This is a genomic window from Xanthomonas sp. 4461 (assembly GCF_024806475.1).
Classification (GTDB): domain Bacteria; phylum Pseudomonadota; class Gammaproteobacteria; order Xanthomonadales; family Xanthomonadaceae; genus Xanthomonas; species Xanthomonas arboricola_F.
In genome coordinates this window covers 847636-872469 of the sequence record NZ_JANTYV010000002.1, presented here as the reverse complement: position 1 = coordinate 872469, position 24834 = coordinate 847636, and the positions used below count along the sequence as shown (strand labels likewise).

Annotated in this window: 16 protein-coding genes; 10 read left to right on the top strand and 6 right to left on the bottom strand. The window is 61.3% G+C overall.

Annotated features, from left to right (window positions below; genetic code table 11):
* The first annotated feature begins 121 nt into the window (after positions 1-121).
* The 5 genes from FHY19_RS11465 (at position 122) to FHY19_RS11445 (ending at position 6151) form a co-directional block, all read left to right on the top strand.
* On the top strand, positions 122-307 hold the full coding sequence (locus FHY19_RS11465; protein WP_259166181.1) for a hypothetical protein: 186 nt from the start codon (positions 122-124) through the stop codon (positions 305-307).
* Between the two features lie 115 nt (positions 308-422).
* A complete protein-coding gene (locus FHY19_RS11460) occupies positions 423-1640 on the top strand; it encodes a radical SAM protein (protein WP_259166179.1) in 1218 nt (405 codons plus the stop codon).
* A 19-nt stretch (positions 1641-1659) separates the two neighbouring features.
* The gene (locus FHY19_RS11455; RefSeq protein ID WP_259166176.1) at positions 1660-2856 is read left to right on the top strand and encodes an HEXXH motif-containing putative peptide modification protein; all 1197 of its coding nucleotides are present in this window, start codon (positions 1660-1662) and stop codon (positions 2854-2856) included.
* 533 nt (positions 2857-3389) lie between these two features.
* Positions 3390-5513: a peptidase domain-containing ABC transporter gene (locus tag FHY19_RS11450; RefSeq protein WP_259166173.1), complete on the top strand. Its 2124-nt coding sequence runs from the start codon at positions 3390-3392 to the stop codon at positions 5511-5513.
* Positions 5514-5611: 98 nt separating this feature from the next.
* A complete protein-coding gene (locus FHY19_RS11445; protein ID WP_259166171.1) occupies positions 5612-6151 on the top strand; it encodes a hypothetical protein in 540 nt (179 codons plus the stop codon).
* Between the two features lie 162 nt (positions 6152-6313).
* On the opposite strand, the gene FHY19_RS11440 is transcribed toward FHY19_RS11445, so the two are convergent.
* Positions 6314-8668: a GH92 family glycosyl hydrolase gene (locus FHY19_RS11440; protein WP_259166168.1), complete on the bottom strand. Its 2355-nt coding sequence runs from the start codon at positions 8666-8668 to the stop codon at positions 6314-6316.
* A 700-nt stretch (positions 8669-9368) separates the two neighbouring features.
* Between FHY19_RS11440 and FHY19_RS11435 the strand changes: the two genes are divergently transcribed.
* The 3 genes from FHY19_RS11435 to FHY19_RS11425 all read left to right on the top strand — a co-directional run bounded on the left by FHY19_RS11435 (position 9369) and on the right by FHY19_RS11425 (position 12221).
* Positions 9369-9998, top strand: a complete 630-nt coding sequence (locus tag FHY19_RS11435) for an alpha-ketoglutarate-dependent dioxygenase AlkB (RefSeq protein WP_259166166.1) — start codon at positions 9369-9371, stop codon at positions 9996-9998.
* A gap of 211 nt (positions 9999-10209) precedes the next feature.
* Positions 10210-11919 (top strand): FAD-dependent oxidoreductase, encoded by a 1710-nt coding sequence (locus FHY19_RS11430; RefSeq protein ID WP_259166165.1) that lies wholly within the window; start codon positions 10210-10212, stop codon positions 11917-11919.
* Positions 11916-12221 carry a UBP-type zinc finger domain-containing protein gene (locus FHY19_RS11425; protein ID WP_259153168.1) on the top strand — a complete coding sequence of 102 codons (306 nt, stop codon included), beginning with the start codon at positions 11916-11918 and terminating at the stop codon, positions 12219-12221. The genes FHY19_RS11430 and FHY19_RS11425 overlap by 4 nt, the downstream gene beginning before the upstream one ends.
* 340 nt (positions 12222-12561) lie before the next feature.
* On the opposite strand, the gene FHY19_RS11420 is transcribed toward FHY19_RS11425, so the two are convergent.
* Entirely contained in the window at positions 12562-13308 is a 747-nt protein-coding gene (locus tag FHY19_RS11420; RefSeq protein ID WP_259166164.1) for an EAL domain-containing protein, read from the bottom strand.
* A 147-nt stretch (positions 13309-13455) separates the two neighbouring features.
* On the opposite strand from FHY19_RS11420, the gene FHY19_RS11415 reads away from it, so the two are divergent.
* The gene (locus FHY19_RS11415; protein WP_259166163.1) at positions 13456-14094 is read left to right on the top strand and encodes an HD domain-containing protein; all 639 of its coding nucleotides are present in this window, start codon (positions 13456-13458) and stop codon (positions 14092-14094) included.
* 1639 nt (positions 14095-15733) lie between these two features.
* On the top strand, positions 15734-18268 hold the full coding sequence (locus tag FHY19_RS11410) for an excinuclease ABC subunit UvrA (protein WP_259166161.1): 2535 nt from the start codon (positions 15734-15736) through the stop codon (positions 18266-18268).
* Between the two features lie 108 nt (positions 18269-18376).
* Here the strand turns inward: FHY19_RS11410 and FHY19_RS11405 are convergent, their stop codons facing one another.
* The 4 genes from FHY19_RS11405 to FHY19_RS11390 form a co-directional block, all read right to left on the bottom strand.
* The gene (locus FHY19_RS11405) at positions 18377-20662 is read right to left on the bottom strand and encodes a glycoside hydrolase family 3 N-terminal domain-containing protein (protein ID WP_259166160.1); all 2286 of its coding nucleotides are present in this window, start codon (positions 20660-20662) and stop codon (positions 18377-18379) included.
* A 234-nt stretch (positions 20663-20896) separates the two neighbouring features.
* On the bottom strand, positions 20897-23194 hold the full coding sequence (locus tag FHY19_RS11400) for a xanthine dehydrogenase family protein molybdopterin-binding subunit (RefSeq protein WP_259166159.1): 2298 nt from the start codon (positions 23192-23194) through the stop codon (positions 20897-20899).
* Positions 23191-24279, bottom strand: coding sequence for a xanthine dehydrogenase family protein subunit M (locus FHY19_RS11395; protein ID WP_259166157.1), 1089 nt, complete (start codon positions 24277-24279; stop codon positions 23191-23193). The genes FHY19_RS11400 and FHY19_RS11395 overlap by 4 nt, the downstream gene beginning before the upstream one ends.
* Complete coding sequence (locus tag FHY19_RS11390) at positions 24252-24827, bottom strand: (2Fe-2S)-binding protein (protein WP_259166156.1); 576 nt, start codon at positions 24825-24827, stop codon at positions 24252-24254. Before FHY19_RS11390 ends, FHY19_RS11395 begins: the two co-directional genes overlap by 28 nt.
* Between the last annotated feature and the right edge of the window lie 7 nt (positions 24828-24834).

The window sequence follows — 24834 nt, the reverse complement described above, 5'->3', positions numbered from 1 at the left end:
CATTGGTGTGCCAGCGTCTGGCATGCTCAATCTGGTGCCGGCCCAGGATGTTGCCGGAGTAACAGTAGGTCTACCGGAATAGAAGTTCTCAATCACTCTCTACAAAGACAATGGAGGTTTCATGGACAGCAAGTTAAAGAGTCTCGCAGAGCGCCTGAAGTCGAAGATTGAAGGTTCCTCGAACTCACTCATGAATGTAGGGGATATGACGGACCTGGTCGATGCCCATTTGGACATGGTCAGTGCAGCCCACGGATCCGCCCATGGCTCTGCCCATGCATCAGGTGTGCCACAAGAAGTGCTGTAGTAAAGTCTCACAAGGTGAGGTACCGGCATAACTGCCGGTACCTTTTAAAGCCCAGCTTCATTGCATATGCAATCCCGATAAGATCGATTCGTCTGCATTCACAGGAAGTGTGCGAATGTCTCCTCCATTTCGAGGTAACAGCATTGATGTTGTGTTGAAGCTAGCTGAGCGTTGTAATCTTGCATGTCCATACTGTTATTACTTCGAGCAGGAAAACAATATATCCGAGCTCAGTCGGGCGCTGATTCCTGAGCAGACAGTCATCGATACTGCCAGCTTCATACGCCAGGGCGTATTGGATATGGGTATCGAGAAAGTCTATCTGGGCCTGCATGGAGGCGAGCCTACATTGCTTCCTAAGGTACGTTTCGACCGCTTGTGCCACATTCTCCGTAAATCGCTGGACAGCTGTACACAACTGCACATTGGTATGCAGACAAACGGAACACTGATTGACGACGAATGGGTGGACTTGTTCGCTAAGCACAGTGTCATGGTTGGTGTTAGCATAGATGGGCCAAAAGATATTCATGATCGTCAACGCCCAGATCGTCGCGGGCGCGGTAGTTATGAGAATAGTGTCCGTGGATTGAAACTTCTGCAAAAAGCAGCTAAAGAGGGCCGTATTCCACCTAGTGGGGTACTTTGTGTTGCTAATCCAGAATTGCACGGAGGTGAGCTGATCCGTCATTTCGTTGAGGATCTCGAGGTCTATAGCCTAAACCTGCTACTCCCTCGCGAAGGCCATGATAGTAAGTTTTTGCAGCCTCAAGAGAAATGGATGCGCTTTTTTGATGAGGTTATCGAGTACTGGTTGAATCCGAGTAAAGAAAAGCCTGTGCGCATTTACCTGCTTACTGAAATCATCCTTGCACTGATGTCCGAGCAATATGCTGAAGGTTTGGATTACCGGCGTGCCAATCGCCACGGCGTCATAACGGTATCAGCCGAGGGGTTTATCGGTCCGGATGACAACATCATGGCGCTCGACAGGTCTTTTTGTCCAACCGATGTGACCGTGCGAAATACCAGGATGGCTGATTTCTTCGCTGGGTCAATGTGGCGAGCGTTGATTGATAGCATTGATAACCCACCGCAAAAGTGTGATGTATGCGAATGGTATCGCACGTGTCGTTCTGGTGATTTATTTAATCGTTATTCTAAAGATAAGCAATTCGATCAACCCTCGGTGTTCTGCCAAACTCTCGATTCCATCCATTCGGCATTGGCTAGCGTAGTTGCTCGTCGGGAAGGTGCGATGGATATCATGGCCGCAATTCTTTCAAGCAAACCACGATACAAGGCGCGGAACTTTCATGTAAATGTTATTTGAGCTTAAATGAGAGGGTTCAATGGACGTCTTTCGCTATTTTTCCTCGCCAATGGAAGGCGATTATCGATCACTCGCGGCGGAATTGGTGACTCTTCAATACATCGCATTCTGCCAACAAGTGCGCGATCGCATCGGCTGTCATCGTTATGAAAACTTGATCGAAGTTATGCTAGAGAGAATAAGATCTAGGGAGGCGTCTAGTGCATACTGGACTCCTGAGGTTAGTAGTATATTTGCTGGCTTGCACCCTGCTGTAAGACCTTCTTGCCGATCTGCAGATAATGATTGGCTACTGGCTCAGGTGGTTATCAGTGGCCTGATTACCGGTATATTAGATGAAGTTGCTATTGATGTTGAACTGCAGTCTCCTGTATTGATATGTGGTAGATCAATTGAAGGGCAATGCAAGCTGCATGCTGACAATAAATCAATTTCATTGACGCGGAAAGATGGGAGAGGATTGCAGTTGCACTGCATCGGCGACAGCGACAGAGGTCCGTTGTGGGACCATGTAGAGCGCCCATCAAATTTTATAAAAATTGATGGCCAATCGGCGATACGGCTCGTCGGCGACTCTTGGCATCGAATGGAATGGATAAACGATAGGTGCGACGTTGAGACAGATTTCGTAAGTGCCGCAGAACAACTACAATCGGCTTTGCAACTACTGCGTGAGGTCTCACCAAAATATGTAGGATGGGTCTGCGCATTGCTAAGCGAAATAACGCCTATAGTACGTCCGGCGGCAAATATGATAAGTAGTAATTCATCTGCTTTACGTATGGGTGGTATCGACGTCGCAGTGCCCGCCTCAGTCACTGAAACTGCTGAAATGCTTGTTCACGAGTGCTCACATCAGTATTACCATATGTGCGGTTGGCTTGGATCAACTGTAATTCCGGGCGCGCGCTCATACTATTCACCATTGAAAAAGTGCGACCGGCCTCTTGACCGAATATTGCTGGGATACCACGCTTTTGGCAATGCTATGATTGTATTTGACTATATGGCAACAGCGGGATTAAACCAAGAAGTACGCGCACGTTGGTCGACTGTGGCTTGCTATATGCGGGAACTTGCCGCGCCGCTGCAAGACCATGCAGAGCTAAGTGAGCTAGGTATCGCACTATATGAGCCACTGCGGGATCGGTTAAAATCGTTGCGATTTTCTTCGCTCACCGAAGTTTCTGATCAATTCGCCGCAGGTCTTTCTTAATCTGGCATTGCTTGCCTAGCCTACTCACCATTGTAGAGAATTAATGCGCCCCGACCCTATTGAATCTCGTCCATTTTTTCGCCCGGAGGCTGAGCAATATAGGCGTTTGAGGAGTTTCGGTAGCATTGATTTGTTCCGGCCACTCCCAGTGAGATTAGTAACGTTACTGCCGCTAGCTGCGCTGATGATGGTGATGCTAATTGCCGTAAATCTGCGCGTAGCTCCACGTGTTGAGCTAGCAGCCTCGCCGGCGTTAATGGCTAACGACGGTTTAGAGCTTCTATTGACTACGGGTGATCCACACTATTTCCAGGTGGGAGGCAAGATTAAACTTATTGGCGCTAGCGGAAGAATAAGTGGTGCACGCATTACCTCCGCTATTGCTGTGCGCTGCACCGTACCTACACGTTCGAGCCACTGCTTACGCATCCAAATAAAGGCCTTGACGAGCTTGCCGATAGAGCCTTTAGTGGCTGTAAGAGGTGTGCCAAGGAAATTATTTTCCCTTTCATCTTGATCAGGATGGTTAGCTGATGTCGCGTAAGTGCAAGACGCCAATGATATACCAGGCCGAAAGTAGTGAATGTGCACTGGCATGTTTGGCTATGGTCGCTGGATACCATGGTCTTGACATCTCCCTGCTTGATCTTCGTAAGCGATTTCCGATCTCTCAGAAGGGTGCAACACTGCGCGACATTGTTGAACTCGGCGAGAAAATTTCGCTTAGTACGCGATCTGTTCGTTGTGAAATGTCTGGGCTTTTCCGATTAAAGCTACCTGCTCTCCTTCACTGGGATTTTGAGCATTTTGTGGTGCTTGTCGAAGCCCGGAGGGACAAATTTATTGTCCACGATCCTGCAAGCGGTGTTCTCCAGATGTCCAATGATGAGGTTTCTAATCACTTCACCGGGATTGCGTTGCAATTAACACCAAGTGCGGATTTTCGTGTAGGTCGGGAGGGTGAGCGGTTTACCCTTCTTGCTTTTCTTAGCGGTAGACGTGGTATTGCCGGCTATGTTGCCCAGGTGCTCTGGCTCACTTTATTTCTAGAAACATTTGCTTTGCTCAGTCCTTTCCTGTTAAAGACTGTGATTGATACAGGTCTAAAATACCGAGATCTGGATTTTATTGCGTCTATAACGATCGGCTTTGCCGGAGTGGCCTTGTTGCATGGGGGTATTACTCTTGCTCGCGATTATGTAATGCTGCATTTTAGCTCGTCTTTCAATAAGCAATTCATGAGCCACTTGATAAGGCATATGCTTCAACTCCCGCTAAGCTTTTACAGCAAGCGTTCGGCCGGTGACTTGGTGGACCGGTATCAATCCACTAACGCTATCCGACAGGTTTTGATAGGTGCCTTGCCGCGCGTCATGCTTGATGGGGTGATCGCCGTGGTCGCTCTAGCGATCATTAGCGCGCTATCAGCAAAGCTTGCGCTTATTGCGATGATGACATTCGTGGTTTATCTCTTGATGCGAATGACATTTTTTGGTCGCACCCGACTGTTAACCGAGAAAGCGGTGAGGGCACGCTCAGAAGAAAATTCGCATGTTATTGAAACCATCAGAGGGATGCAGCCAATTAAAATTTTCGCTAAGGAACATGAGCGACTCAGCGCCTGGATTAACCAATACAGCCGCTTGGTGGAGGCCGACATGCGATCAGGATTAGTGAGCTCTACGCAATCCGCCACGAAAGTAATGCTTTTAGGTTTGGATTTGTCCGCGAGTGTATACTTGGGCGCGATCCAAGTGGGTGCGGGGCAAATTAGTTTGGGTTTACTATTTGCCATATTTGTTTACAAATCCCATTTCTCGGTAAAGTCCATGGCATTCGCAGAGCAAGTCATGGAGTTGCGACTTGTGGGCTTGCATATGGATCGACTTTCCGAGATCGCTTTGGCGCCAATAGAGAGGGATTCAAGTCAGAAAGGCGGCCTGCCAGCTTCTTTTTCCCATGATCTTCATGTTGAGATGATTGATGTTACCGCACGCTTTAGTGCGTCTGAGGGCGACGTGCTCTCAGATGTTTCCCTGGATTTTTGGCAAGGTGAATTTGTCGCCATCACCGGGCCTTCGGGTAGCGGAAAGACGACGCTATTTAAAGTTCTGCTTGGGTTGATCGAGCTGACTAGGGGGCAAATTCGCATTAATGGTGAGGATATCCACAGCTATGATCTCCAGCAGTATCGCCGGATGTTCGGTGTGGTCATGCAGGATGACACCCTGTTGTCAGGAAGCATTATAGACAACATCGCATTTTTCGAGTCGAGTCCAGACGAAGAACGTGCTCGGGCATGTGCCCATACAGCTCTGATCCTTGATGAAATAGATGCTATGCCAATGAAATTCAATAGCCGCATAGGCGATCTAGGTTCAGCTCTTTCCGGTGGGCAGAAGCAGCGCATTCTTCTGGCGAGGGCTCTTTATCATGCACCCAGAATTTTGTTGCTCGACGAAGGGACTGCAAACCTGGATGAAAATTTGGAGCATAAACTTCTTGATAACTTGTCGGCACTCGGAATTACTTGCTTGTCCATTGCGCATCGTCCGGAAACTATTCGGAGGGCAAGTCGCGTGTACCACGTTGAAGCAGGAACTGTCCGCATAGCTACTAGTCAGGGACTGATTGGTTCGTCTCTTGCCATCCAATGACCGCAGGAAGTTCAGAAATGGGTATTAGACAGCTTCAGCCGCGTTCGCAGAACAATTCTGCCAGATTAGGGTTGTTCATTCGTTTGTGGGACCTCCCGTTGGACGAAATGCAGATGGTTAGGATTGCCGAAGAAGCTCCTATGTCGCAGAGACGCTCCGAGTTCGGGAATCTTAATAACGATGGCAACCCGTTTCCTTCTCAGAGCTGTCTCGCCTCACGCTTTCATCCCAATTTTTTGGATGTTGTTGAACCGGGAGTTAAAGATCTGCTGGTGACGATCGCGTTTGAACATAACCTGGTAACTTATACAAGTTGCGAAGGCCACGACTATCGTCCTGTAGGACGCATGCCGGACGAGCGGCATGTCGGCATCGTGCCGCGCAGTAGTCAGGAGATGGATCTAGTTGTTAACCTGTTCAATTCCTTAGGGTGTATGCTAAATGCGCAATTGTCTTGCGAGCCTGTGGAGATTGCGATGATGGTGCATTCTGTCAGGGAAGACCATGTCGTTTACCCGGCAGTTGACCTTTACCTAAGTAAGCGATCTTCAGCAGATTGGGACGATTACTTCTATAGAGTTGACGCAGCTACTGAGTGTTTAATAAATGCGTTGAAGGAAGCTCCTTCCATTGGTTGAAGAAAAGCTGACTTAATTATGCTATTTGGAGTGGTGATTTAAATATTTAGGGCCTTTTAATTTTCTGAGTTTTTTAAGAAATACAAGGGTTTTTATTTTTGTTTGCCAAGGCGGCGAAAGCCACTTTAACTTGTTGGCCTTTAGGTACCTGTGTCAGCCGTTCTAAGGTGTTGGGGTGGACATCGAATACGGCCGCTGCGCGGGATCTGTGGCCCATTGCCTGTTCGGCGTGGCCTGCATGTGGAAGCGCAACTCGCCGCCTGCCTGGATTTCCTCGTGGGTGAGGTAGGCGCGATTCAATGCCTGGCCGTTGAGGGTGGCGCTGCCGATGTAGCTGCGCGCCTTGCTCAGGCCATCGGCGATCACGCTGAAGCGCTTGCCATTGGGCAGGTTGAGCGTGGCGCGCGGCAGGAACGGGCGGCCGATGATGTACTGGTTGCTGCCCGGTGCCACCGGATAAAAGCCCAGCGTGGTGAACACGTACCAGGCCGACATCTGGCCGAGGTCGTCGTTGCCGGCCAGGCCTTCGGGGCCGGCGTGGTACTGGGTGTCCACGATCTGGCTCAGCCGCGCCTGGCTGCGCCAGGGCTGGCCGGCGTAGGCGTACAGATAGGCGACATGGTGGCTGGGCTCATTGCCGTGCGCGTACCAGCCGATCAGGCCGGTGATGTCTTCCATGTGCTCGAACACCTTGGGGTCGACCTTGGCATCGAACACCGCATCCAGGCGCGCGAGCAGTTGGTTGTCGCCGCCATGTGCGGCTGCAAGTCCTGCGACGTCCTGCGGCACATACCAGGAGTACTGCCAGGCATTGCCTTCGGTGTAGTCGCTGCCGTAGCCGCTGGCCGAGGGGTCGAACGGCGCGCGGAAGTTGCCGGCACGGGTGCGCGCGCGCATGTAGCCGGTGGCCCGGTCGAAGGTGTGCTTCCAGTTGCCGGCGCGCTTGCTGAATTCGGCGGCGATGGCGGGCTTGCCGAGTTTGTCGGCCATGCGCGCGATGGTCCAGTCGTCGAAGGCGTATTCCAGCGTCTTGGACGCGGCTTCGCCTTCTTCGTCGATAGGCACATAGCCCAGCTCGCGGTACTGCGCGATGCCGTCGTAGGGGCCGTAGTTGGCGCTGGCGACCATGGCATCGAGCGCTTCGTCGGCATCGAAGCCGCCGATGCCCTTCATGTAGGCGTCGGCGATCACCGGCACGGCGTGGTAGCCGATCATGCACCAGGTTTCCAGACCGTGGAACGCCCAGACGGGCAGGATGCCGTAGGCGCTCTCGCGGCGCGAGGCGAGCAGCGAGTTGACCATGTCGCTGCTGCGTTGCGGCGGCTGCACCAGGGTCAGCAGTGGATGCAGGGCGCGGTAGGTATCCCAGAGCGAGAAGGTGGAGTAGTTGGTCCAGCCATGCGCCTGATGCACGGCGTTGTCCGGCCCGCGGTACTGGCCATCGCTGTCCATGAACAGGGTGGGGCCGAGCAGGGTGTGGTACAGCGCGGTGTAGAGCTGGGTGCGTTGTTGCGGCGTGCCTTGCGCGTCGATCGCCGACAGCGCCTGCGTCCACTGCGCGCGTGCATCGGCGCGCACGCGGTCGAAATCGAAGCCGGGCACCTCCGCATCGAGATTGGCGATGGCGCCGGCTTCGCTCACTGGCGAGAGCGCGACCTTGACCACCAGCGGCGTGCCATCGTTGGCAACGTCGAACACGCCGACCAGTTGCCGGCCTTCGATCTGTGCGCGCTGCGCGGGATTCTTCTCGCCCGGCGGCGGAAAGCCCTTGTACGGGACGTTCTGCTCGGTGTCGTGCAATTGCGTGGCGGTGAGCGGGCGGGAGAAGCGCATGGCGAAGTACAGCTGGCGGCCGGGTGCCCAGCCGCGGGTTTCGCGAAAGCCGGTGACGGTGCCATCGCCGCGTACGCGCAGCCGCGACCACTGCACCTTGCCGGGGTAGTCGTACAGGCTGGTGCGCAGGTCCACCAGCACATGCGCCGGTACGCCCTTGGGGAACTGATAGCGATGTACACCCACGCGCGCACTGGCGGTGAGTTCTGCGCGGACGTTGCGGTCTTTCAAGGTGACCGCGTAGTAGCCGGGCTGCGCCTGCTCGCTGGCGTGGTCGAACTGCGCGGTATAGCCGCTGCCGGGCTTGGTGATATCGCCGCGTTCGAGTTTGACCTCGCCAACCTGCGGCATCAGCAGCACATCGCCCAGGTCCGAATGCCCGGAGCCGGAAAAGTGCGTATGCGAGAAGCCCACGATGGTGCTGTCGCTGTGTCGGTAACCGGCGGCCCAACCGTAGGCCTCCTTGCGCGGCTTGATCTGCGTATCCGGGCTCAGCTGCACCATGCTGAACGGCACCGTGGCGCCGGGATAGGTGTGGCCTTCGCCACCGGTGCCGATAAACGGATCCACTGCGCTGAAGGCGGCCTCGGCAGCGCGTGGCGCTGCGTTGCCGGCAGTGACAGCAAGGCTGGCAAGCAGCACCAGCCAGCGCAGACGAGAGGATGCGATCGATCGGTGCGGCATGCGAAACGTCTCCGGGCGGATACAGCGCCGGACCGTAGCACAGCGGCGTTGCCGGCCACAGGCGTGACGCCGCGCACCACGCAGTAGTCGTTGTTGGGGCCGCTAGGTGTATGGGTTGGCGATGCCTAGCTTAGCGAGTACGCAAGCAGCAGCGCAGCATCCATCGTGCACGAGGAGGCGCGGTATGCGGCTATCGCGTTGAAGATTCCGCATTGGGATGCTTCAACGCTTGCGTCTGTGCCAATCAATATCTGCCAGTCAACGACATCGAACGCCGCTATCGTCGATCGATGTACGTGACCAATGTTGCGGGCGGCTCGCCGGGGCCTTGACCTTGCCGGCATGCTTGCCACTGACGTACACGACCAGAACTTCTACGGCATGTCCGCCAGATGCGCCGCTTCATTCGGTGGCGGTATGAAAACGCCGCCCCGCTGCGTGCGGCCAACACGATGTGCGCCACGTGCTCGGCAACGGCAACAACAACTTGGTCAGCGCAGCTTGACGGGTCGCAAGCGAAGGCTTTGGCAGTAGAGGTGCGATGCACGGAACGAGGCGGCAACTTCCAGAACTGAGCACGCGATGTAAACGACATGCGGGCTGCATCTATCGCAGCACGAAACTGAACTGGTCGGGTTGGCGCACTGGATACCCGCATCGCGCAGCTGAAATCTCGGACACGCGCCCGCATATGGCGCAGATGGATTTGTTCGACACTCCCGTCGCGCCCTTGCAGTTGCTGGACGATGCCGAAGGCGGTGTGCGCTATTGGCCGCAGCTGCTGACACCCGCACTGGCGCTGGCGTGCTTTGCGGCACTGCGCGAGCGCGCCGACTGGCACAGCCAGCGGCGTGAGATGTACGACCGCGTGGTGGAGGTGCCGCGTTTGCTGGCCTCCTACCGGTTGGACGACGCCTTGCCGCCCGGCCTGCCGCTTCAACGCCTGCTGGAGACGGTGCAGGCGGTAGTGCCCGCCCCGTACAACGCGGTGGGCTTGAATCTGTACCGCGATGGACGCGACAGCGTGGCGATGCATCACGACGCACTGCACACGCTGGTTGCGCCATATCCCATCGCGCTGCTATCGCTGGGGGCTGCTAGGCGCATGAATCTGCGGGCAAACGATGGCCGTAGCCGGGCCACTGCCTTGGAGCTGGCATCGGGCAGCCTGTTGGCGATGAGCCATGCCTCGCAGCTGACCCATACGCACGGCATTCCCAAGACCAGTCGGGCCGTGGGCGAACGCATGAGCGTGGTGTTTCGCGTGCGCCCGGCCGAGCGCATGGCGGCAGGCCAGCACGGCCCGCATTGGCAGCCGACGCAGCGGTAACGTGCACGCTTGTGTCCGTTTGCCCGGTGGCGCTCCGCTGGGCGCTGGCCGGTGCAGGGCGACAAACACGTTACTTTGATAGCGGCCTGCGCTCGCGTGCGCTTGCCTCTAGGTTGCGCCCGGCGTGGCTGACATTGCCCATTTCGGGTGATTGCCATTGCCGTCACCACTGGCCATGCTTGCATGCACCCCCCTCAAACGCTGCCGATCCATGCCTCTGGACGCTACCCGTCACCATCAGATGTTTCCCGAGCTGGACGCGGGCCAATTGGCAATCACGCGGCGCTTCGCTAGCGGGCCGGCGCAGCGGTTCGAGGCCGGCGAAATCGTGTTCGAAGTCGGCGATGCGCACGCCCCGGTCTGGGTGGTGCTGGAAGGCGCCATCGAGGTGGTGCGTCGCGACGGGCTGGGCAACGAAAAGCCGATTACCCGGCACACGCCCGGCCAGTTCACCGGTGAGGTGAGTCAGCTGGCCGGGCGCGCATCGCTGGCGGCTGGGCGTGCCGGCCAGCAGGGCTGCCTGGCGCTGCCATTCGACACCGCGCATCTGCGTGCGCTGATGATCAGCTCGGCCGAAGTGGGCGAGGTGGTGATGCGTGCGCTGATCCTGCGCCGGGTCGGCCTGATCGAGGGCGATGCGTCGGGCTCGGTGTTGATCGGTGAGCCGGACGACCCGCATCTGACCCGTTTGCAGGGGTTCCTGACCCGTAACGGCTATCCCAACACGGTGATGGATGTGTCCGATGCCGAGGGCCGCGCCCTGGTCGAGCGGCTGGGCATCCAGGAGCAGGATCTGCCGGTGATGGTGTGCCCCAGCGGCCGGGTGCTGCGCCAGCCCAGCGATGCCGAAGCTGCGCATTGCCTGGGCATGACGCCGGATATCGACCCGGACAAGCGCTACGACGTTGCGATTGTGGGCGCCGGCCCTGCGGGTCTGGCGACGGCGGTGTATGCCGCGTCCGAAGGCTTGTCGGTGCTGGTGATGGATCAGCGCGCCATCGGCGGCCAGGCCGGCGCGTCGGCACGCATCGAAAATTATCTGGGCTTTCCGACCGGCATTTCCGGCCAGGCGCTGGCCGGCCGCGCCTACAACCAGGCGCTGAAATTCGGTGCCGAGTTGGCCATCCCGATCGAGGCGGCAACGCTGGAATGCGGGCGCGACGATGGTGCGCTGCATCTGGACCTGGCCGATGGCAAACAGGTGTTGGCCAGCACCGTGGTGATCGCCTCCGGTGCGCGTTATCGACGCCCCGAAATTGAAGGACTGGAGCGCTTCGAAGGCCATGGCGTGTCGTACTGGGCCTCGCCGGTGGAAGCGCGCCTGTGCGAGGGCGGTGTGGTGGCCCTGGTGGGCGGCGGCAATTCTGCAGGGCAGGCGGTGGCGTTTCTGGCGCCGCGCGTGCAGGAGCTGCACCTGATCATTCGCGGCACGGGGCTGGAAGCCTCGATGTCGCAATACCTGATCGAGCGCATCGCCGCGTTGCCCAACGTGCAATTGCATACCGGCACCGAAGTGACCGCGCTGGAAGGCGACCACGATCGTGGGCTGCAGGCGGCGGTGCTGCGAACGCGCGATGACGGTGCAACCACGCGCGTAGAGTTGCGGCACCTGTTCTTGTTCGTCGGTGCCGACCCTAATACCGGTTGGCTGCAGGAGTGTGTGCAGACCGACAAGCGCGGCTTTGTCGTTACCGGGACCGCGCGCGGCGATGGCGTGCCTGCGTGTCTGCCGCTGGAGACCAATCGCCCCGGCGTGTTCGCCATCGGCGATGTGCGTGCCGGCTCGGTCAAGCGCGTGGCTGCCGCCGTGGGCGAGGGCGCCGCCGTGGTGGCGCAGATCCATCAATACCTGGCCCATCAGGCCAACCCGGTGCCGGCTTCCGAACTGGCCAGCGCCAATCAGGAGTCGACCACCGCATGAGCCACCCTTGCACCCACACCACGCAGATTGAAGACGTCACGCCCAGTGCGCGCGGCTGTGAAGAGTGTCTTGCCATCGACAGTGCCTGGGTGCATCTGCGCCTGTGCCGAAGCTGCGGCCATGTCGGTTGCTGCGATGATTCGCCGCACAAACACGCCACGGCGCATTACCACGCCACCGGCCATCCCATCATCGAGGGCTATGACCCGCCCGAAGGCTGGGGCTGGTGCTACGTAGATGAAGTGGAAGTGGAGCTACCGGACCAGACGCCGCAGCTGGGGCCGATACCGCGGTATGTATGAAGGCGGCGCTGGATGGTTGGCGGAGTCGCTGTTGGGCTACCAGGCGCCGCTGGGAATCGGGAATCGGGAATCGGGAATCGTAAGAGCGCATGCCTCTGCTTGGTGTCCCTTGCGAGCGCCTTGCATGGTGATTGCGTTTGATGCTGGTCGCTCTGAGCGTGCGTCATTGGGTGATTGACCGGCGCGCACGCGTGCACGCGGAGCCAGTGTGGCCAACACGACGTAGCGGGCGGTCATCAGAGGGTGTGCTGCGGGCGGCGCGGCCGGAACCGCTGTCTACGCGTGCCGATCCCGGGCGCCAGCCGCGCAGGCCTGGCGGATGCGCATGCGTTGTTAGCGCTTACGCCGGCCACTGCACCTGCGGTAGCGCTCCGATCTGCGGGCGGGCGAACAGGTAGCCTTGTTGCAGGTGAATGCCCAGGTCGCGCAGGGTGCGGTATTCGTCGGCTTGTTCGATTCCTTCGGCAATGACGGCGATGCCGAGTTCCTCGCACATGCGGGCGACATGGCGCACGATGGCCTGGCGGCTGCGGTCGGTGTCGATGCCGCGGATCAGTGCGATGTCCAGCTTGAGCAGGTCCGGCTGGAAGTCGGCCAGCAGGCCGAGCCCGGCATAGCCGGCGCCGAAGTCGTCGATGGCGGTCTTCAGGCCGCGCGCCTGGTAGGTGCGCAGGATCTCCAGCAGATGCGCCGGATCGGCGAGGTGTTCCTGCTCGCTGACCTCGAAAATGATCGCATCGAGCGGCCAACCATGTTGCGCAGTGGCCGAGAGCGTGGCGCGCAGGCAGTGCTCGGGGTTGTAGACCGCATTGGGCATGAAGTTGATCGACAGCAAGGCCGGCAGCGCGATCTGCGCGGCGCATTCGATCGCCTTGATGCGGCAGGCCTGGTCGAAGGCGTAGCGGTTGCGCTCATCCACCGCGGCCAGGATGCTGCCGGCCGACTCGCCATTGATGCCGCGCACCAATGCCTCACCGGCATAGATGCTGCGCCTGGCGACATCGACGATCGGCTGGAAAGCCATGGTGATGGCGGTGGGAAATGCTTGGCCATCGCGGCAGGCGTTGCAAACAGGAACTTGGGTCATGACGTAGACACAATCGTGCGGTGTGGATCGAGCCTAATCCTATCGGCCGCAATGGCGCGTCATTGAGCCAATTGCGCATCGCAGCATCCTCACCCTGCGTGTGGTCTGGCTCGGGGATAATGCGACATCCCTCGCATCGGACGCCCCATGACCGCTCTCACCGAACGTTACGCCCTGGCCGTGGACTACGCACGCATCGCCCATGCCGGACAGGTGCGCAAGGGGACGCAGATTCCGTACCTGAGCCACTTGCTCGGCGTGTCCACGCTGGTACTGGAATGCGGCGGCGATGAAGAGCAGGCGATCGCCGGCTTGCTGCACGATGTGGTGGAGGACTGCGGCGGCGGGCACGAAGCCTCGATCCGTGCGCAGTTCGGCGATGCGGTGGCCGACATCGTGATGGCCTGCACCGACGCGACCGCCGAAGACAAGGCCGAGGTGGACAACACCGAGCGTGCACGCAAGCGCGATTGGCGCGAGCGCAAGCTGGCCTACCTGGAGCATCTGCGCAAGACGCCGGAGCGCGCATTGCTGGTGTCCGGCTGCGACAAGCTCTATAACGCGCGCAGCATCGTGCAGGACCTGGAAAACCCCGCCGTGGGCCAGGACATCTTCAGTGTGTTCACTGCCGGCCGCGAAGGCACGCTGTGGTACTACGGCGAGCTGGAAGCCATCTTTCGTACGCGCGATGCCGCCACAGCGCGGTTGTTCACCGGTGTGGTGACACGCATGCAGGCATTGGCCGAGACCGGCGAGCAGCCGGTGTCGGCGCATGCGTTGGGGTGATCGGGCTGTAGAGAGGCTGATCCGCGGCCTGGCTGCAGGGCCTTACCCGCCCACCATCGTAGGGCCACGCTGGAAGTACGTCCCGCCAGGCGCTTACGCGGCATCGATGCCGCACCACCAGTTTTTATTAAGCGACCGACCAACTCTCTGGTGCGGTGTCCTCGCCGCTGCGAGTTTGCTGCAGGGCCCTTGCCCGCCCACCATCGCGGGACACGCTGCAAGTACGTCCTTGTAAGCTCTTACTCGGCATCCATGCCGCGTAAGGTCCCGCGACGGTGCGCGGGCAAGGACAAGTCGGGATGGTCGGTGTGCAGGGTTGCAAGCAATGCATGGGACGCTTCTGACTCGCTAGCTCATTGCAGTTCTGTGGCCCGCACCAGCAAGCCGCAACTCGCGATAACACCAGGTTCTTATCAAGCGACCGACCAACTCTCTGGTGCGGTGAGGGCACCGCGCCCTCGCCGCTGCGAGTTTGCTGCAGGGCCCTTGCCCGCCCACCGTCACGGGACACGCCGCAAGTACATCCTTGTAAGCTCTTACGCGGCATCCATGCCGCGTAAGGTCCCGCGACGGTGAGCGGGCAAGGGCCAGTCGGGATGGTCGGTGTGCAGGGTTGCAAGCAATGCATGGGATGCTTCTGACTCGCTAGCTCATTGCAGTTCTGTAGCCCGCACCAGCAAACCGCAACTCGCGATAACACCAGTTTCTTCTCAAGCGACCGACCAACTCTCTGGTGCGGTGTCCTCGCCGATTGCGGGACCGTGTGGCGGCATGGATGCCGCCACCGAGCCTACATGGACGTACTTGCGGCGTGTCCCGCTAGCGGTGAGGGCACCGCGCCCTCGACGCCGCGAATTTGCGGCAGGGCCCTTGCCCGCCCACCGTCACGGGACACGCTGCAAGTACATCCTTGTAAGCTCTTACGCGGCATCCATGCCGCGTAAGGTCCCGCGACGGGGGCGGGCAAGGACCAGTCGGGACGGTCGGTGTGCAGGGTTGCAAGCAATGCATGGGATGCTCCTGACTCGCTAGCTCATTGCAGTTCTGAGGCCCGCACCAGCAAGCCGCAACTCGCGAACAGCAGTTTTTTAAAGCGACCGACCAATTCTCTGGTGCGGTGTCATCGCCGCTCGCGGGACCGTGTGGCGGCATGGATGCCGGCACCGAGCCTACATGGACGTACTTGCGGCGTGTCCCGCGAGCGGTGAGGGCACCGCGCCCTCGGCGCTGCGAGTTTGCTGCAGGGCCCTTGCCCGCCCACCATCGCGGGACACGCTGCAAGTACGTCCCTTTAAGCTCTTACGCGGCATCCATGCCGCGTAAGGTCCCGCGACGGTGGACGCGCAAGGACCAGTCAAGATGGTCGGTGTTTTCAGTAAAGCAGCCAGAAAAGTGTCTGGTGCGGTGTCCTCGCCGATTGCGGGACCGTATGGCGGCATGGATGCCGCCACCCAGGTCCCAGGGACGGGTTCACGGCTTGACCCACAAGCGGTGAGGGCACCGCGCCCTCGATCGTCGCATTCCAAGGCGATCAGCGAGTTGGTTGATTCAAGCGCCGCAGGACTCGCGGTTAACACTGACATCGGCTGCATGCGCGCCGCGCTAGGCTAGTGCGCTGTCGAATGTCGGTCTGGTGGTCATGTCCAACGCAATCTCGTCGTCCTCCGGCCTGGTGCGTGTGCGCGGTGCGCGCGAGCACAACCTCAAGAATGTAGACGTGGACATCCCGCGCGATGCGCTGGTGGTGTTCACCGGCGTGTCCGGCTCGGGCAAATCGTCGCTGGCGTTCGGCACCATCTTCGCCGAGGCGCAACGCCGCTATCTGGATTCGATCTCGCCCTATGCGCGGCGCCTGATCGATCAGGTGGGCGTGCCGGAAGTGGATGCCATCGATGGGCTGCCGCCGGCGGTGGCCCTGCAGCAGGCGCGCGGCGCGCCGAGCGCGCGCTCGTCGGTGGGCAGCGTTACCACCATCTCCAACTCGCTGCGCATGCTGTATTCGCGCGCGGGCAGTTATCCGCCCGGGCAGGACATCATCTATGCAGACGGGTTTTCGCCCAATACGCCGGCCGGCGCCTGCCCGACCTGTCACGGCCTGGGCCGCATCTACGACGCCACCGAAGCCACCATGGTGCTGGACCGCAACCTGAGCATCCGCGACCGTGCCGTGGCAGCCTGGCCGGGCGCCTGGCATGGGCAAAACCAGCGCGACATCCTGACCACGCTGGGCATCGATGTGGACCTGCCGTGGCACAAGTTACCCAAGAAAACCCGCGACTGGATTCTGTACACCGACGAGCAACCGGTGGTGCCGGTGTACGCCGGCTATGGCCTGGACGAGGTCAAGCGCGCACTCAAACGCAAGGAAGAGCCCAGCTACATGGGCACCTTTACCAGTGCACGTCGTTATGTGCTGCACACCTTTGCCACTACGCAGAGCGCGCAGATGAAAAAGCGTGTGGCGCCTTATCTGGTCAGCACGCTGTGCCCGCAATGCGATGGCAAGCGGCTACGGCGCGAGGCGCTGTCGGTAACCTTTGCCGGGCTCGATATCGGCGAGCTGTCGCGCAGGCCACTGGATGAGGTAGCCGAGTTGTTGCGCCCGGCGGCCGATGCCGATGTGCGGCCACAGGCGAAGAAGAGGGGCGCAGCGCAGCACCCGGAACAGGTGATCGCCGCGCAACGGATTGCGGCAGATCTGCGCGCGCGGATCGCCGTGGTGCAGGCACTGGGCCTGGGCTATCTCAGCCTGGAGCGCAGCACGCCCACGCTGTCGCCGGGCGAGCTGCAACGCCTGCGGCTTGCCACGCAGATCCGCTCGCAATTGTTCGGCGTGGTGTATGTGATGGACGAGCCATCGGCGGGCTTGCACCCGGCCGATGCGCAGGCGCTGCTCGGTGCGCTGGACCAGTTGAAGGCTGCGGGTAATTCGGTGTTCGTGGTCGAGCATGAGGTGGATGTGATCCGCCACGCCGACTGGATCGTCGACGTGGGCCCTGCGGCGGGTCTCCACGGCGGGAAGGTGCTGTACAGCGGCCCGCCGGCGGGACTGGAGGCGGTGGAGGCATCGTCCACGCGACGTTATCTGTTTGGCGCGTCACCGGCGGTGCAGCGCCATGCGCGCACTGCGACCGGCTGGCTGCAGCTGCGCGGCATCACCCGCAACAACGTGCGCGCGCTGGATGTGGACCTGCCGCTGGGTGTGTTTAGCACGGTCACCGGCGTGTCCGGCTCGGGCAAGTCGTCGTTGGTGAGCCAGGCATTGGTGGAATTGCTGGCCGCGCATCTTGGGCAAGCGCAGGCAGAGGACGACGAAGCGCTGGAACCGCTGGAGCGCGGCACGCAGGTGCCGCTGGGTGGGGCGATCGTCGGCGGGCTCGATCAGGTACGGCGGCTGGTGCGGGTGGATCAAAAGCCGATCGGCCGCACGCCGCGCTCCAACCTGGCTACCTACACCGGGTTGTTCGATCCGGTACGCAAGCTGTTTGCGGCCACCCCCACCGCACGCCGCCGTCGCTACGATCCAGGGCAATTCTCCTTCAACGTGGCCAAGGGCCGCTGCGCGACCTGCGAAGGCGAGGGCTCGGTGTCGGTGGAACTGCTGTTCATGCCCAGCGTCTATGCGCCATGCCCGACCTGCCACGGCGCGCGCTACAACGCCAAGACGCTGGAGATCGAACTGCGCGGGCACACCATCGCGCAGGTGCTGGAGATGACGGTGGACCAGGCCGCCACCTTCTTTGCCGACGATGCCAGCGTGCTGCGCCCGCTGCAGGTGTTGCGTGAAGTGGGGCTGGGCTATCTGCGCCTTGGCCAGCCGGCCACCGAGTTGTCCGGAGGCGAAGCGCAGCGCATCAAGTTGGCCACCGAACTGCAGCGCGCCCAAAGGCGCGACACCGTCTACGTGCTGGACGAGCCCACCACCGGCCTGCACCCTGCCGACGTGGATACCTTGATGCGTCAGCTGCAAGGCCTGGTGGACGCCGGCAATACGGTGATCGTGGTCGAGCACGACATGCGCGTGGCCGCCAGCAGCGATTGGGTGCTGGACATGGGCCCGGGCGCGGGCGGTGCCGGCGGTACGGTGGTGGTGGCCGGAACGCCGGATGTGGTCGCGCAACATCGCGCCAGCCGCACTGCGCCGTTTCTGGCGCAGGTGTTACGCGGGGAGTGAGTCGAGACGCTGCTGCCAGCCCGTGCGTGAGTCTCGTACGTCATGTCGTACAGCCGCGTGCCGGTGGACGGATGGCGTCGGCTGAGCCATTCCGATGGCGGTTCGTACTCAGCCCATCAATTCAAAACTCGCCGATACGCCCGACGCTTCGGCAGAAGGCGCCACCCACACATCGAACACGCCGGGCTCCACGGTTGGTTTCAAGGCCTGGCCGATAAACAACAACGCCTCACGGCGCAGCACGAACTCCACCTCCACGCTGCTGCCTGCCGGCACCGCAAGCTTGCGAAAATCCTTCAGCTCGCGCACCGGGCGGGTGACGCTGGCGCTGCGGTCGCGGATGTAGAGCTGCGCCACTTCTTCGGCATCGTGTGTGCCGCGGTTATGGATGCGCGCGCTGATGCGCAGGCTGCCGGTCGCGGTCATCGACGTATCGCTCAAGCGCAGCTCGGCGTATTCGATGCGGCCATAGGTCAACCCGTGGCCGAAAGGAAACAGTGCGGTGTTGGGCACCGTTCGGTAGTGCGTTTTATACGGCTCCAGGACATCCGGCCGCGGGTTGGGGCGGCCGCTGGCGGGGTGGGCATAGAAGTAGGGCACCTGGCCTGCGGCGTGCGGAAAACTCACCGGCAAGCGGCCCGATGGCGCATGTGTACCGAACAGGATGTCGGCCAAAGCGCCGCTCGCCTCCGAACCCAGGAACCAGCTGACCAGGATCGACGCGCTGCTGAGCACCGGCCCCTCCAGCGCGAGTGCGCGGCCGGTGCTCAGCAGCACGACCACCGGCGTACCAGTGGCGATCACGGCAGCCAGCAATTGCTGCTGTATGTCGGGGATGCTGATCTCGCTGCGCGATTGCGCCTCGCCCGAATAGCTCAGCGGCTCACCGATGGCCAGCAGCGCCACATCGGCATCGCCGGCGGCCGCCACTGCCGCCTGCATGCCGCCCGGCAGGGCGTGATCGAACCCACAACCGTCTTCCACGCGCAGCGCATCGGGGTCCTGCAGCGCGCCCGACAGTGCAGCGGCCAGGGTGTTGCTGTTGTCTTCTTCGTCGAACAAGCTCCATGGCCCGGCGTGATTGAGCCAGTCGCGCGCCATCGGCCCGATCAGGGCAATGCGCTGGCCGCTGCGTCGCAAGGGAAGCAACTGGCCGTCGTTCTTCAGCAACACCACCGATTTGCATGCCGCTTCGCGCGCCAGCGCCAAGGTCTCGGCGCGGCGCTGACGCGACTGCGCGAGCCTGGGGCGGATGCGCCGGAACGGATCGTCGAACAGCCCCAACGCCGCCTTGAAGGTCAGGACGCGGCGTACCGAAGCATCCAGCCGTGCCATCGGCACCTCGCCTGCGGCAACCAGGGCAGGCAGGTAGCGCAGATACAGGCTGCTTTCCATGCTGATGTCCACCCCGGCCATGAAGGCCAGCCTGGCTGCCTCGCGGTCGTCGGCTGCAACGCCGTGCGCCACCAGTTCCTGGTCGGCGCTGAAGTCGGACACGACCAGGCCTTGGTACTCCCACTCCCGCCGCAGCACGCCATCCAGCAACCATGCGTTGGCCGTTGCCGGAACGCCCGACAGTTCGTTGAAGGCGGCCATGGTGGTGACCGCGCCGGCAGCGAAGGCGGCCTGAAACGGCGGGAAGTAGACCTCGCGCAGAGTCCGCTCGGAGACATCCACACGGTTGTAATCCAGCCCGCCTTCGGCCGCGCCATAGGCGGCGAAATGTTTTGGACAGGCTGCCATCGCATCGGCATCGGCCAATCCCGCATCGCCCTGAAAGCCGCGCACCCGCGCCTGTGCGAACCGCCGTGCCAGCAGCACGTCCTCGCCAGCGCCCTCGACACCGCGGCCCCAGCGTGCATCGCGGGCGATGTCCACCATCGGCGCGAAGGTCCAATCGATGCCGACGGCACTGGCTTCCATGGCGGCTGCACGCGCCGTGCGCTGCGCCAGCTCTGGTTCGAAGCTGGCCGCTTCGGCCAACGGTACCGGAAAGACGGTGGTGTAGCCATGGATCACATCGGCGGCGAACAACAACGGAATGCGCAGCCGACTTTGCAATGCTGCCTTCTGCAGTTGCTGGTGCCAGCGCACATTAGAGCCATTGAAAACCCCGGTCAGCCGCCCGGCCCGGGCGGCAGCCAGCTGATCGTCCCCATCCGCAGAGCGGGCGAGCGGGTTGGCGACGACCGCTTTGCCATCTTGCTGCGCCGAGCTGAACAAGCTGAGCTGGCCGGCTTTTTCTTCAACGCTCATGCGCGCGATCAGGACGTCGATGAAAGCAGGCGTGCGCCCCGGTCCAGGCGGCAGCGCCCAGCCCGCGGGAACGCGTGCGAGCAGGCCTAGCGCGACTGCACCGCCCAGCAATTGGCGTCGCGTCGTGCGTGGAGACATGTGAGGATTCTTGGGTGGCGTGAGTGCACGCTACAACATGGGCGAGCCGGGCAATCAGATCGCTTTCGCTTTCCGAGCGCCTACAGCGCACCGGCCTGCAGATCGATCACAAACCGGTAAAGCACATCGTTGTCGTGTACGCGCGCGAAGGCCCGCTGCATAGATGTAGTCGGCCCACCGTCGTGCTGCATCCAGGCCAGGCGTTGTACATCGCGCGCACAACGCCCGGCTGACCTAATCCGCCATCACCTTGTCCGGTGTCATCGGTGTGCTGCGGATGCGCTTTCCGGTGGCATGGAAGATCGCATTGCAGATCGCCGCCGAGACACCGACCAAGCCTATTTCGCCCACGCCTTTTGCGCCCAGGCTGCTGACGACACGGTCGTCCTCGTCGGCGAAGATCACATCGATGTCGTGGATATCGGCATTGGCCGAGACGTGGTACGTCGCAAAATCGTGATTCATGAAACGGCCGAAGCGGTGATCGGACTGGGTGTGTTCGTGCAATGCCTGGCCGATGCCCCAGACCACGCCGCCAACGATCTGGCTGCGCGCAGTGATCGGGTTGAGAATACGCCCGGCCGCGATCGCGCTGACCACGCGGGTCACGCGCACCGTGCCCAGCTCTTCGTCCACACGCACTTCCACGAATACCGCCCCGTGCGTGGCGCGGGTGTATTTACGCTGCTTGAGTACATTGGGCAGCAGCAGGAACTTGTCTTCGATCTGCTCCAGTGCGGCCGCGCGCAGCAACTCGGGCAATGCAACCGCGCTGCTGGCGTCGGCGCGCAACGCAAGCGTGCCGTCGGCAAACACCACATCGTCCAGCTTGACCCGTGCAAAGCGCGAATCGGGCAAGGCCTGGGCCAGGCGCAGCAGCCGCGTGCGCAACTTGCCGCACACGCCATCCACCGCCGAGCCAATTGTGGCGACATGCGAGGAGCCGCCTTCGATCGGGGCGACCGGCAGCGTGGAATCACCGAGTTGAAAGGTGACCTGCTCCAGCGGCAAGCCCAGTGATTCGGCAGCGATCATCGCCATCACCGTATACGTGCCGGTGCCGATATCGCTGGCCGCACTGCTCACCACCAGCCGGCCATCGGCATGCAATACCGCGTGTGCACGCGCAAACATCTGCATCGCATCCCATTGCCCGGTGGCCATGCCCCAGCCGACCCACTCGTTGCCTTCCTTGCGGGCGCGCGGTTGCAAGGGGCGTTGCGCCCAACCGAAGCGCTCGGCTCCTTGCTGGTAGCACGCGCGCAGCGCCTTGCTGGAATAAGGCTTGTCATCGGCCGGGTTGACCTCGGCGTAATTCTTCAAACGCAGCGCCAACGGATCCATGCCGAGTTCATACGACAACTCGTCCATCGCCACTTCCAGCGCATGCACGCCATGTGCGGCGCCGGGCGCGCGCATGTCCATCGGGCTGAACTGATCCAGGCTCACCAGGTTGTAGCCCAGGTGCACGTTGTCGCAGGCGTACAGCTGCCCGCTCCAGTTGACCACCACCTCGACGTAGTCCTCGATCCGCGAGGTCTCGGCGATGGCCTCGTGCCAGATCGCGCGCAGGCGGCCATCGCGGTCGGCACCGAGCTTGAGCCGCTGCAATGTCTCCGGGCGATGGCCGAAGGTGAACATCTGTTGCCGCGTCAGCACCACGCGTACCGAACGGTCCAGCAGGATCGAGGCCATCACCGCAAGCGGCAACTGGTACTGCGGGCGCAGCCCGGAGCCGAAGGCACCGCCCACGTAGGGATTGCGCACGGTGACCTTGCGCTTGCTCAAACCGAACACATGCGAGACGTACCAGCGGCTGTTCTGCGAGCCCTGGGTCTTGTCGTAGATGGTGAAGTGGCCGTCGTCATCGCGGATCACGGTGGAGGCGAACAGCTCCATCGGGTTGTGATGCTCCACGCCGCTGTAATAGTCGGCCTGGACCTGGACTGCGGCATTGGCAAAGGCGGTCTCCGGCTCGCCCTTGTCCTTGGGCGGCGGCGAGAAACCGGCCTTCATGGCCTTGGGTTTGTGCGCACGGTCCAGGTTGGTCATCAGGTTGGTGTCGTGCGGATCCTGCAGCAGCTCCACCTCCACCAGGTGGGCCGCGTGGCGCGCCGCTTCGAAGGTGTCGGCCACCACCAGGGCAATCGGCTGGCCGCTGTACAGGATCTTGTTGTCGTACAGGGGCCGGAACGGCGAGCCGGCCGGTGCGGTCATGTCCTTGTAGAACAGGTCCATGCCACGCATATGCGGGCGGTTCTCATGGGTAATGATGTCCAGCACGCCGGGCACTGCGCGTGCAGCGGTGAGATGGAAGGCGACGATCTCGCCCTTGGCAATGCTGCTGTTGACCACAACGCCATAGGCCAGATCCGGCACTGGCCATTCGGCGGCGTAGCGCGCCTGGCCGGTGACCTTTGCGCGCCCATCGATGCGGGTGACGCCGGTGCCGGTGGGGCGATAACCAGTGCCAATATCGGCAACCGGTGGCGTCAGGTCGCTGTTGGATAGATCGATGCTGCGTGCGTTCATGGCGATTCCTCCAGCGCGCTGGTTCGCCCGCGGTTGTCGATGGTGCCCTTACGGGCGACGTCCAAGGCACGCACGATCGCGCGCCGGGCCAGCGGCAGTTTGAAGGCGTTTTCGCCCTGCGATTGCGCGCCTTGCAGGAGCGCATCGGCCAGGCTGCCGAAACTCTCTGCCGTGGCCGGCTTGCCCACCAGCTGCGCTTCGGCCTCGGGATTGCGCCAGGGCTTGTGCGCCACCCCGCCCAGTGCGACGCGCACCTCGCGGATGCTGCCGTCTTCTGCCAACTCCAGCGCTGCGGCGACCGAGGCCAGCGCAAAGGCATACGACAGGCGCTCGCGAATCTTCAAATAGGCACTGTGCGCAGCGAAGCGCCGCGCATCGGGCAGATCGATGTGCACGATCAATTCATCCGCTGCCAGCGTGCTGTCCAGCTCCGGATGATCGCCCGGCAAACGGTGGAACTGCGCAAAGGGAATGTCGCGTTCGCCATTGGGGCCTTGCACATGTACGACTGCGTCCAGTGCCGCCAGCGCCACGCACATGTCGGACGGATGCGTGGCAATGCAGTGCGCGCTGGCGCCGAGAATGGCGTGGTATTTGGTCAGCCCGCCGCAAGCCGAGCACCCCGTGCCCGGCTCGCGCTTGTTGCACGGCGTGGCATGGTCGTAAAAATACATGCAGCGCGTGCGTTGCAACAGGTTGCCGCCGTTGCTGGCCATGTTGCGGATCTGCGGCGAGGCGCCGGCCAGGATCGCTGCGCTCAGCAACGGGTAGCGCGTTTCCACGTCCGGGTGATACGCAGTGTCGGCGTTGCGCGCGAGCGCGCCCAGACGCAAGCCACCCGCCGGCAATGCGCTGATGCTGTCCAGCGGCAGGCGGTTGATGTCGACCAGGCTGCTGGGCCGCATCAGTTGCAGCTTCATCAAATCGGTGAGATTGGTGCCGCCGGCGATCAGGCGTACGGGGGCTTCGGCAGGCACCGGATGCGGGTCGCTGCCGCGCACTGCAAGCGCAGTGAGCGCCCCATCGACGTTGTCCGGGCGCGTGTAAGTGAGCGGGATCATGCCGGCACCGTCCCTGGCGTCCACGGCGTTGCAGCGCTGTCGCTGCTGTCGCCGGGCTTGCCCATCACCTCCATCACCGCGTCGGTGATCTGCGGATACGCACCGCAGCGGCAGAGATTGCCGCTCATCAGTTCGCGCACCTGGTCGCGGTCGTGCGCCTTGCCTTCGTTGAGCAGGCCGACCGCAGAACACAACTGACCCGGCGTGCAGTACCCGCACTGGAATGCATCGTGCGCGATGAAGGCGCGCTGCAGGGGATGCAGTTGCTCGCCATCGGCCAGGCCTTCGACGGTGGTGATGTCGGCGCCGTCCTGCATGACCGCAAGGGTCAGGCAACTATTGATGCGGCGGCCATCGACCAGCACCGTGCATGCACCGCACTGGCCGTGATCGCAGCCTTTCTTGCTGCCGGTGAGATCGAGCCGGTCGCGCAGCAGATCGAGCAGGCTGACCCAGGCTTCCAGTTGCAGGTGATAGGGCTGACCGTTGATGCGCAGGTTGACCGGGTAGGTTGGCGCAGCGGTGGCGGTTGCCGGCGCCGTGTGATCGGCAATGGCGGGCGTGGCATTCATGCGAACC

Bases quoted from the DNA above. Each gene is read 5' to 3' on its own strand.
- FHY19_RS11465 (WP_259166181.1), top strand. From the start codon at position 122: ATGGACAGCAAGTTAAAGAGTCTCGCAGAGCGCCTGAAGTCGAAGATT.
- FHY19_RS11460 (WP_259166179.1), top strand. From the start codon at position 423: ATGTCTCCTCCATTTCGAGGTAACAGCATTGATGTTGTGTTGAAGCTA.
- FHY19_RS11455 (WP_259166176.1), top strand. From the start codon at position 1,660: ATGGACGTCTTTCGCTATTTTTCCTCGCCAATGGAAGGCGATTATCGA.
- FHY19_RS11450 (WP_259166173.1), top strand. From the start codon at position 3,390: ATGTCGCGTAAGTGCAAGACGCCAATGATATACCAGGCCGAAAGTAGT.
- FHY19_RS11440 (WP_259166168.1), bottom strand. From the start codon at position 8,668: ATGCCGCACCGATCGATCGCATCCTCTCGTCTGCGCTGGCTGGTGCTG.
- FHY19_RS11435 (WP_259166166.1), top strand. From the start codon at position 9,369: ATGGATTTGTTCGACACTCCCGTCGCGCCCTTGCAGTTGCTGGACGAT.
- FHY19_RS11430 (WP_259166165.1), top strand. From the start codon at position 10,210: ATGCCTCTGGACGCTACCCGTCACCATCAGATGTTTCCCGAGCTGGAC.
- FHY19_RS11425 (WP_259153168.1), top strand. From the start codon at position 11,916: ATGAGCCACCCTTGCACCCACACCACGCAGATTGAAGACGTCACGCCC.
- FHY19_RS11420 (WP_259166164.1), bottom strand. From the start codon at position 13,308: ATGACCCAAGTTCCTGTTTGCAACGCCTGCCGCGATGGCCAAGCATTT.
- FHY19_RS11415 (WP_259166163.1), top strand. From the start codon at position 13,456: ATGACCGCTCTCACCGAACGTTACGCCCTGGCCGTGGACTACGCACGC.
- FHY19_RS11410 (WP_259166161.1), top strand. From the start codon at position 15,734: ATGTCCAACGCAATCTCGTCGTCCTCCGGCCTGGTGCGTGTGCGCGGT.
- FHY19_RS11405 (WP_259166160.1), bottom strand. From the start codon at position 20,662: ATGTCTCCACGCACGACGCGACGCCAATTGCTGGGCGGTGCAGTCGCG.
- FHY19_RS11400 (WP_259166159.1), bottom strand. From the start codon at position 23,194: ATGAACGCACGCAGCATCGATCTATCCAACAGCGACCTGACGCCACCG.
- FHY19_RS11390 (WP_259166156.1), bottom strand. From the start codon at position 24,827: ATGAATGCCACGCCCGCCATTGCCGATCACACGGCGCCGGCAACCGCC.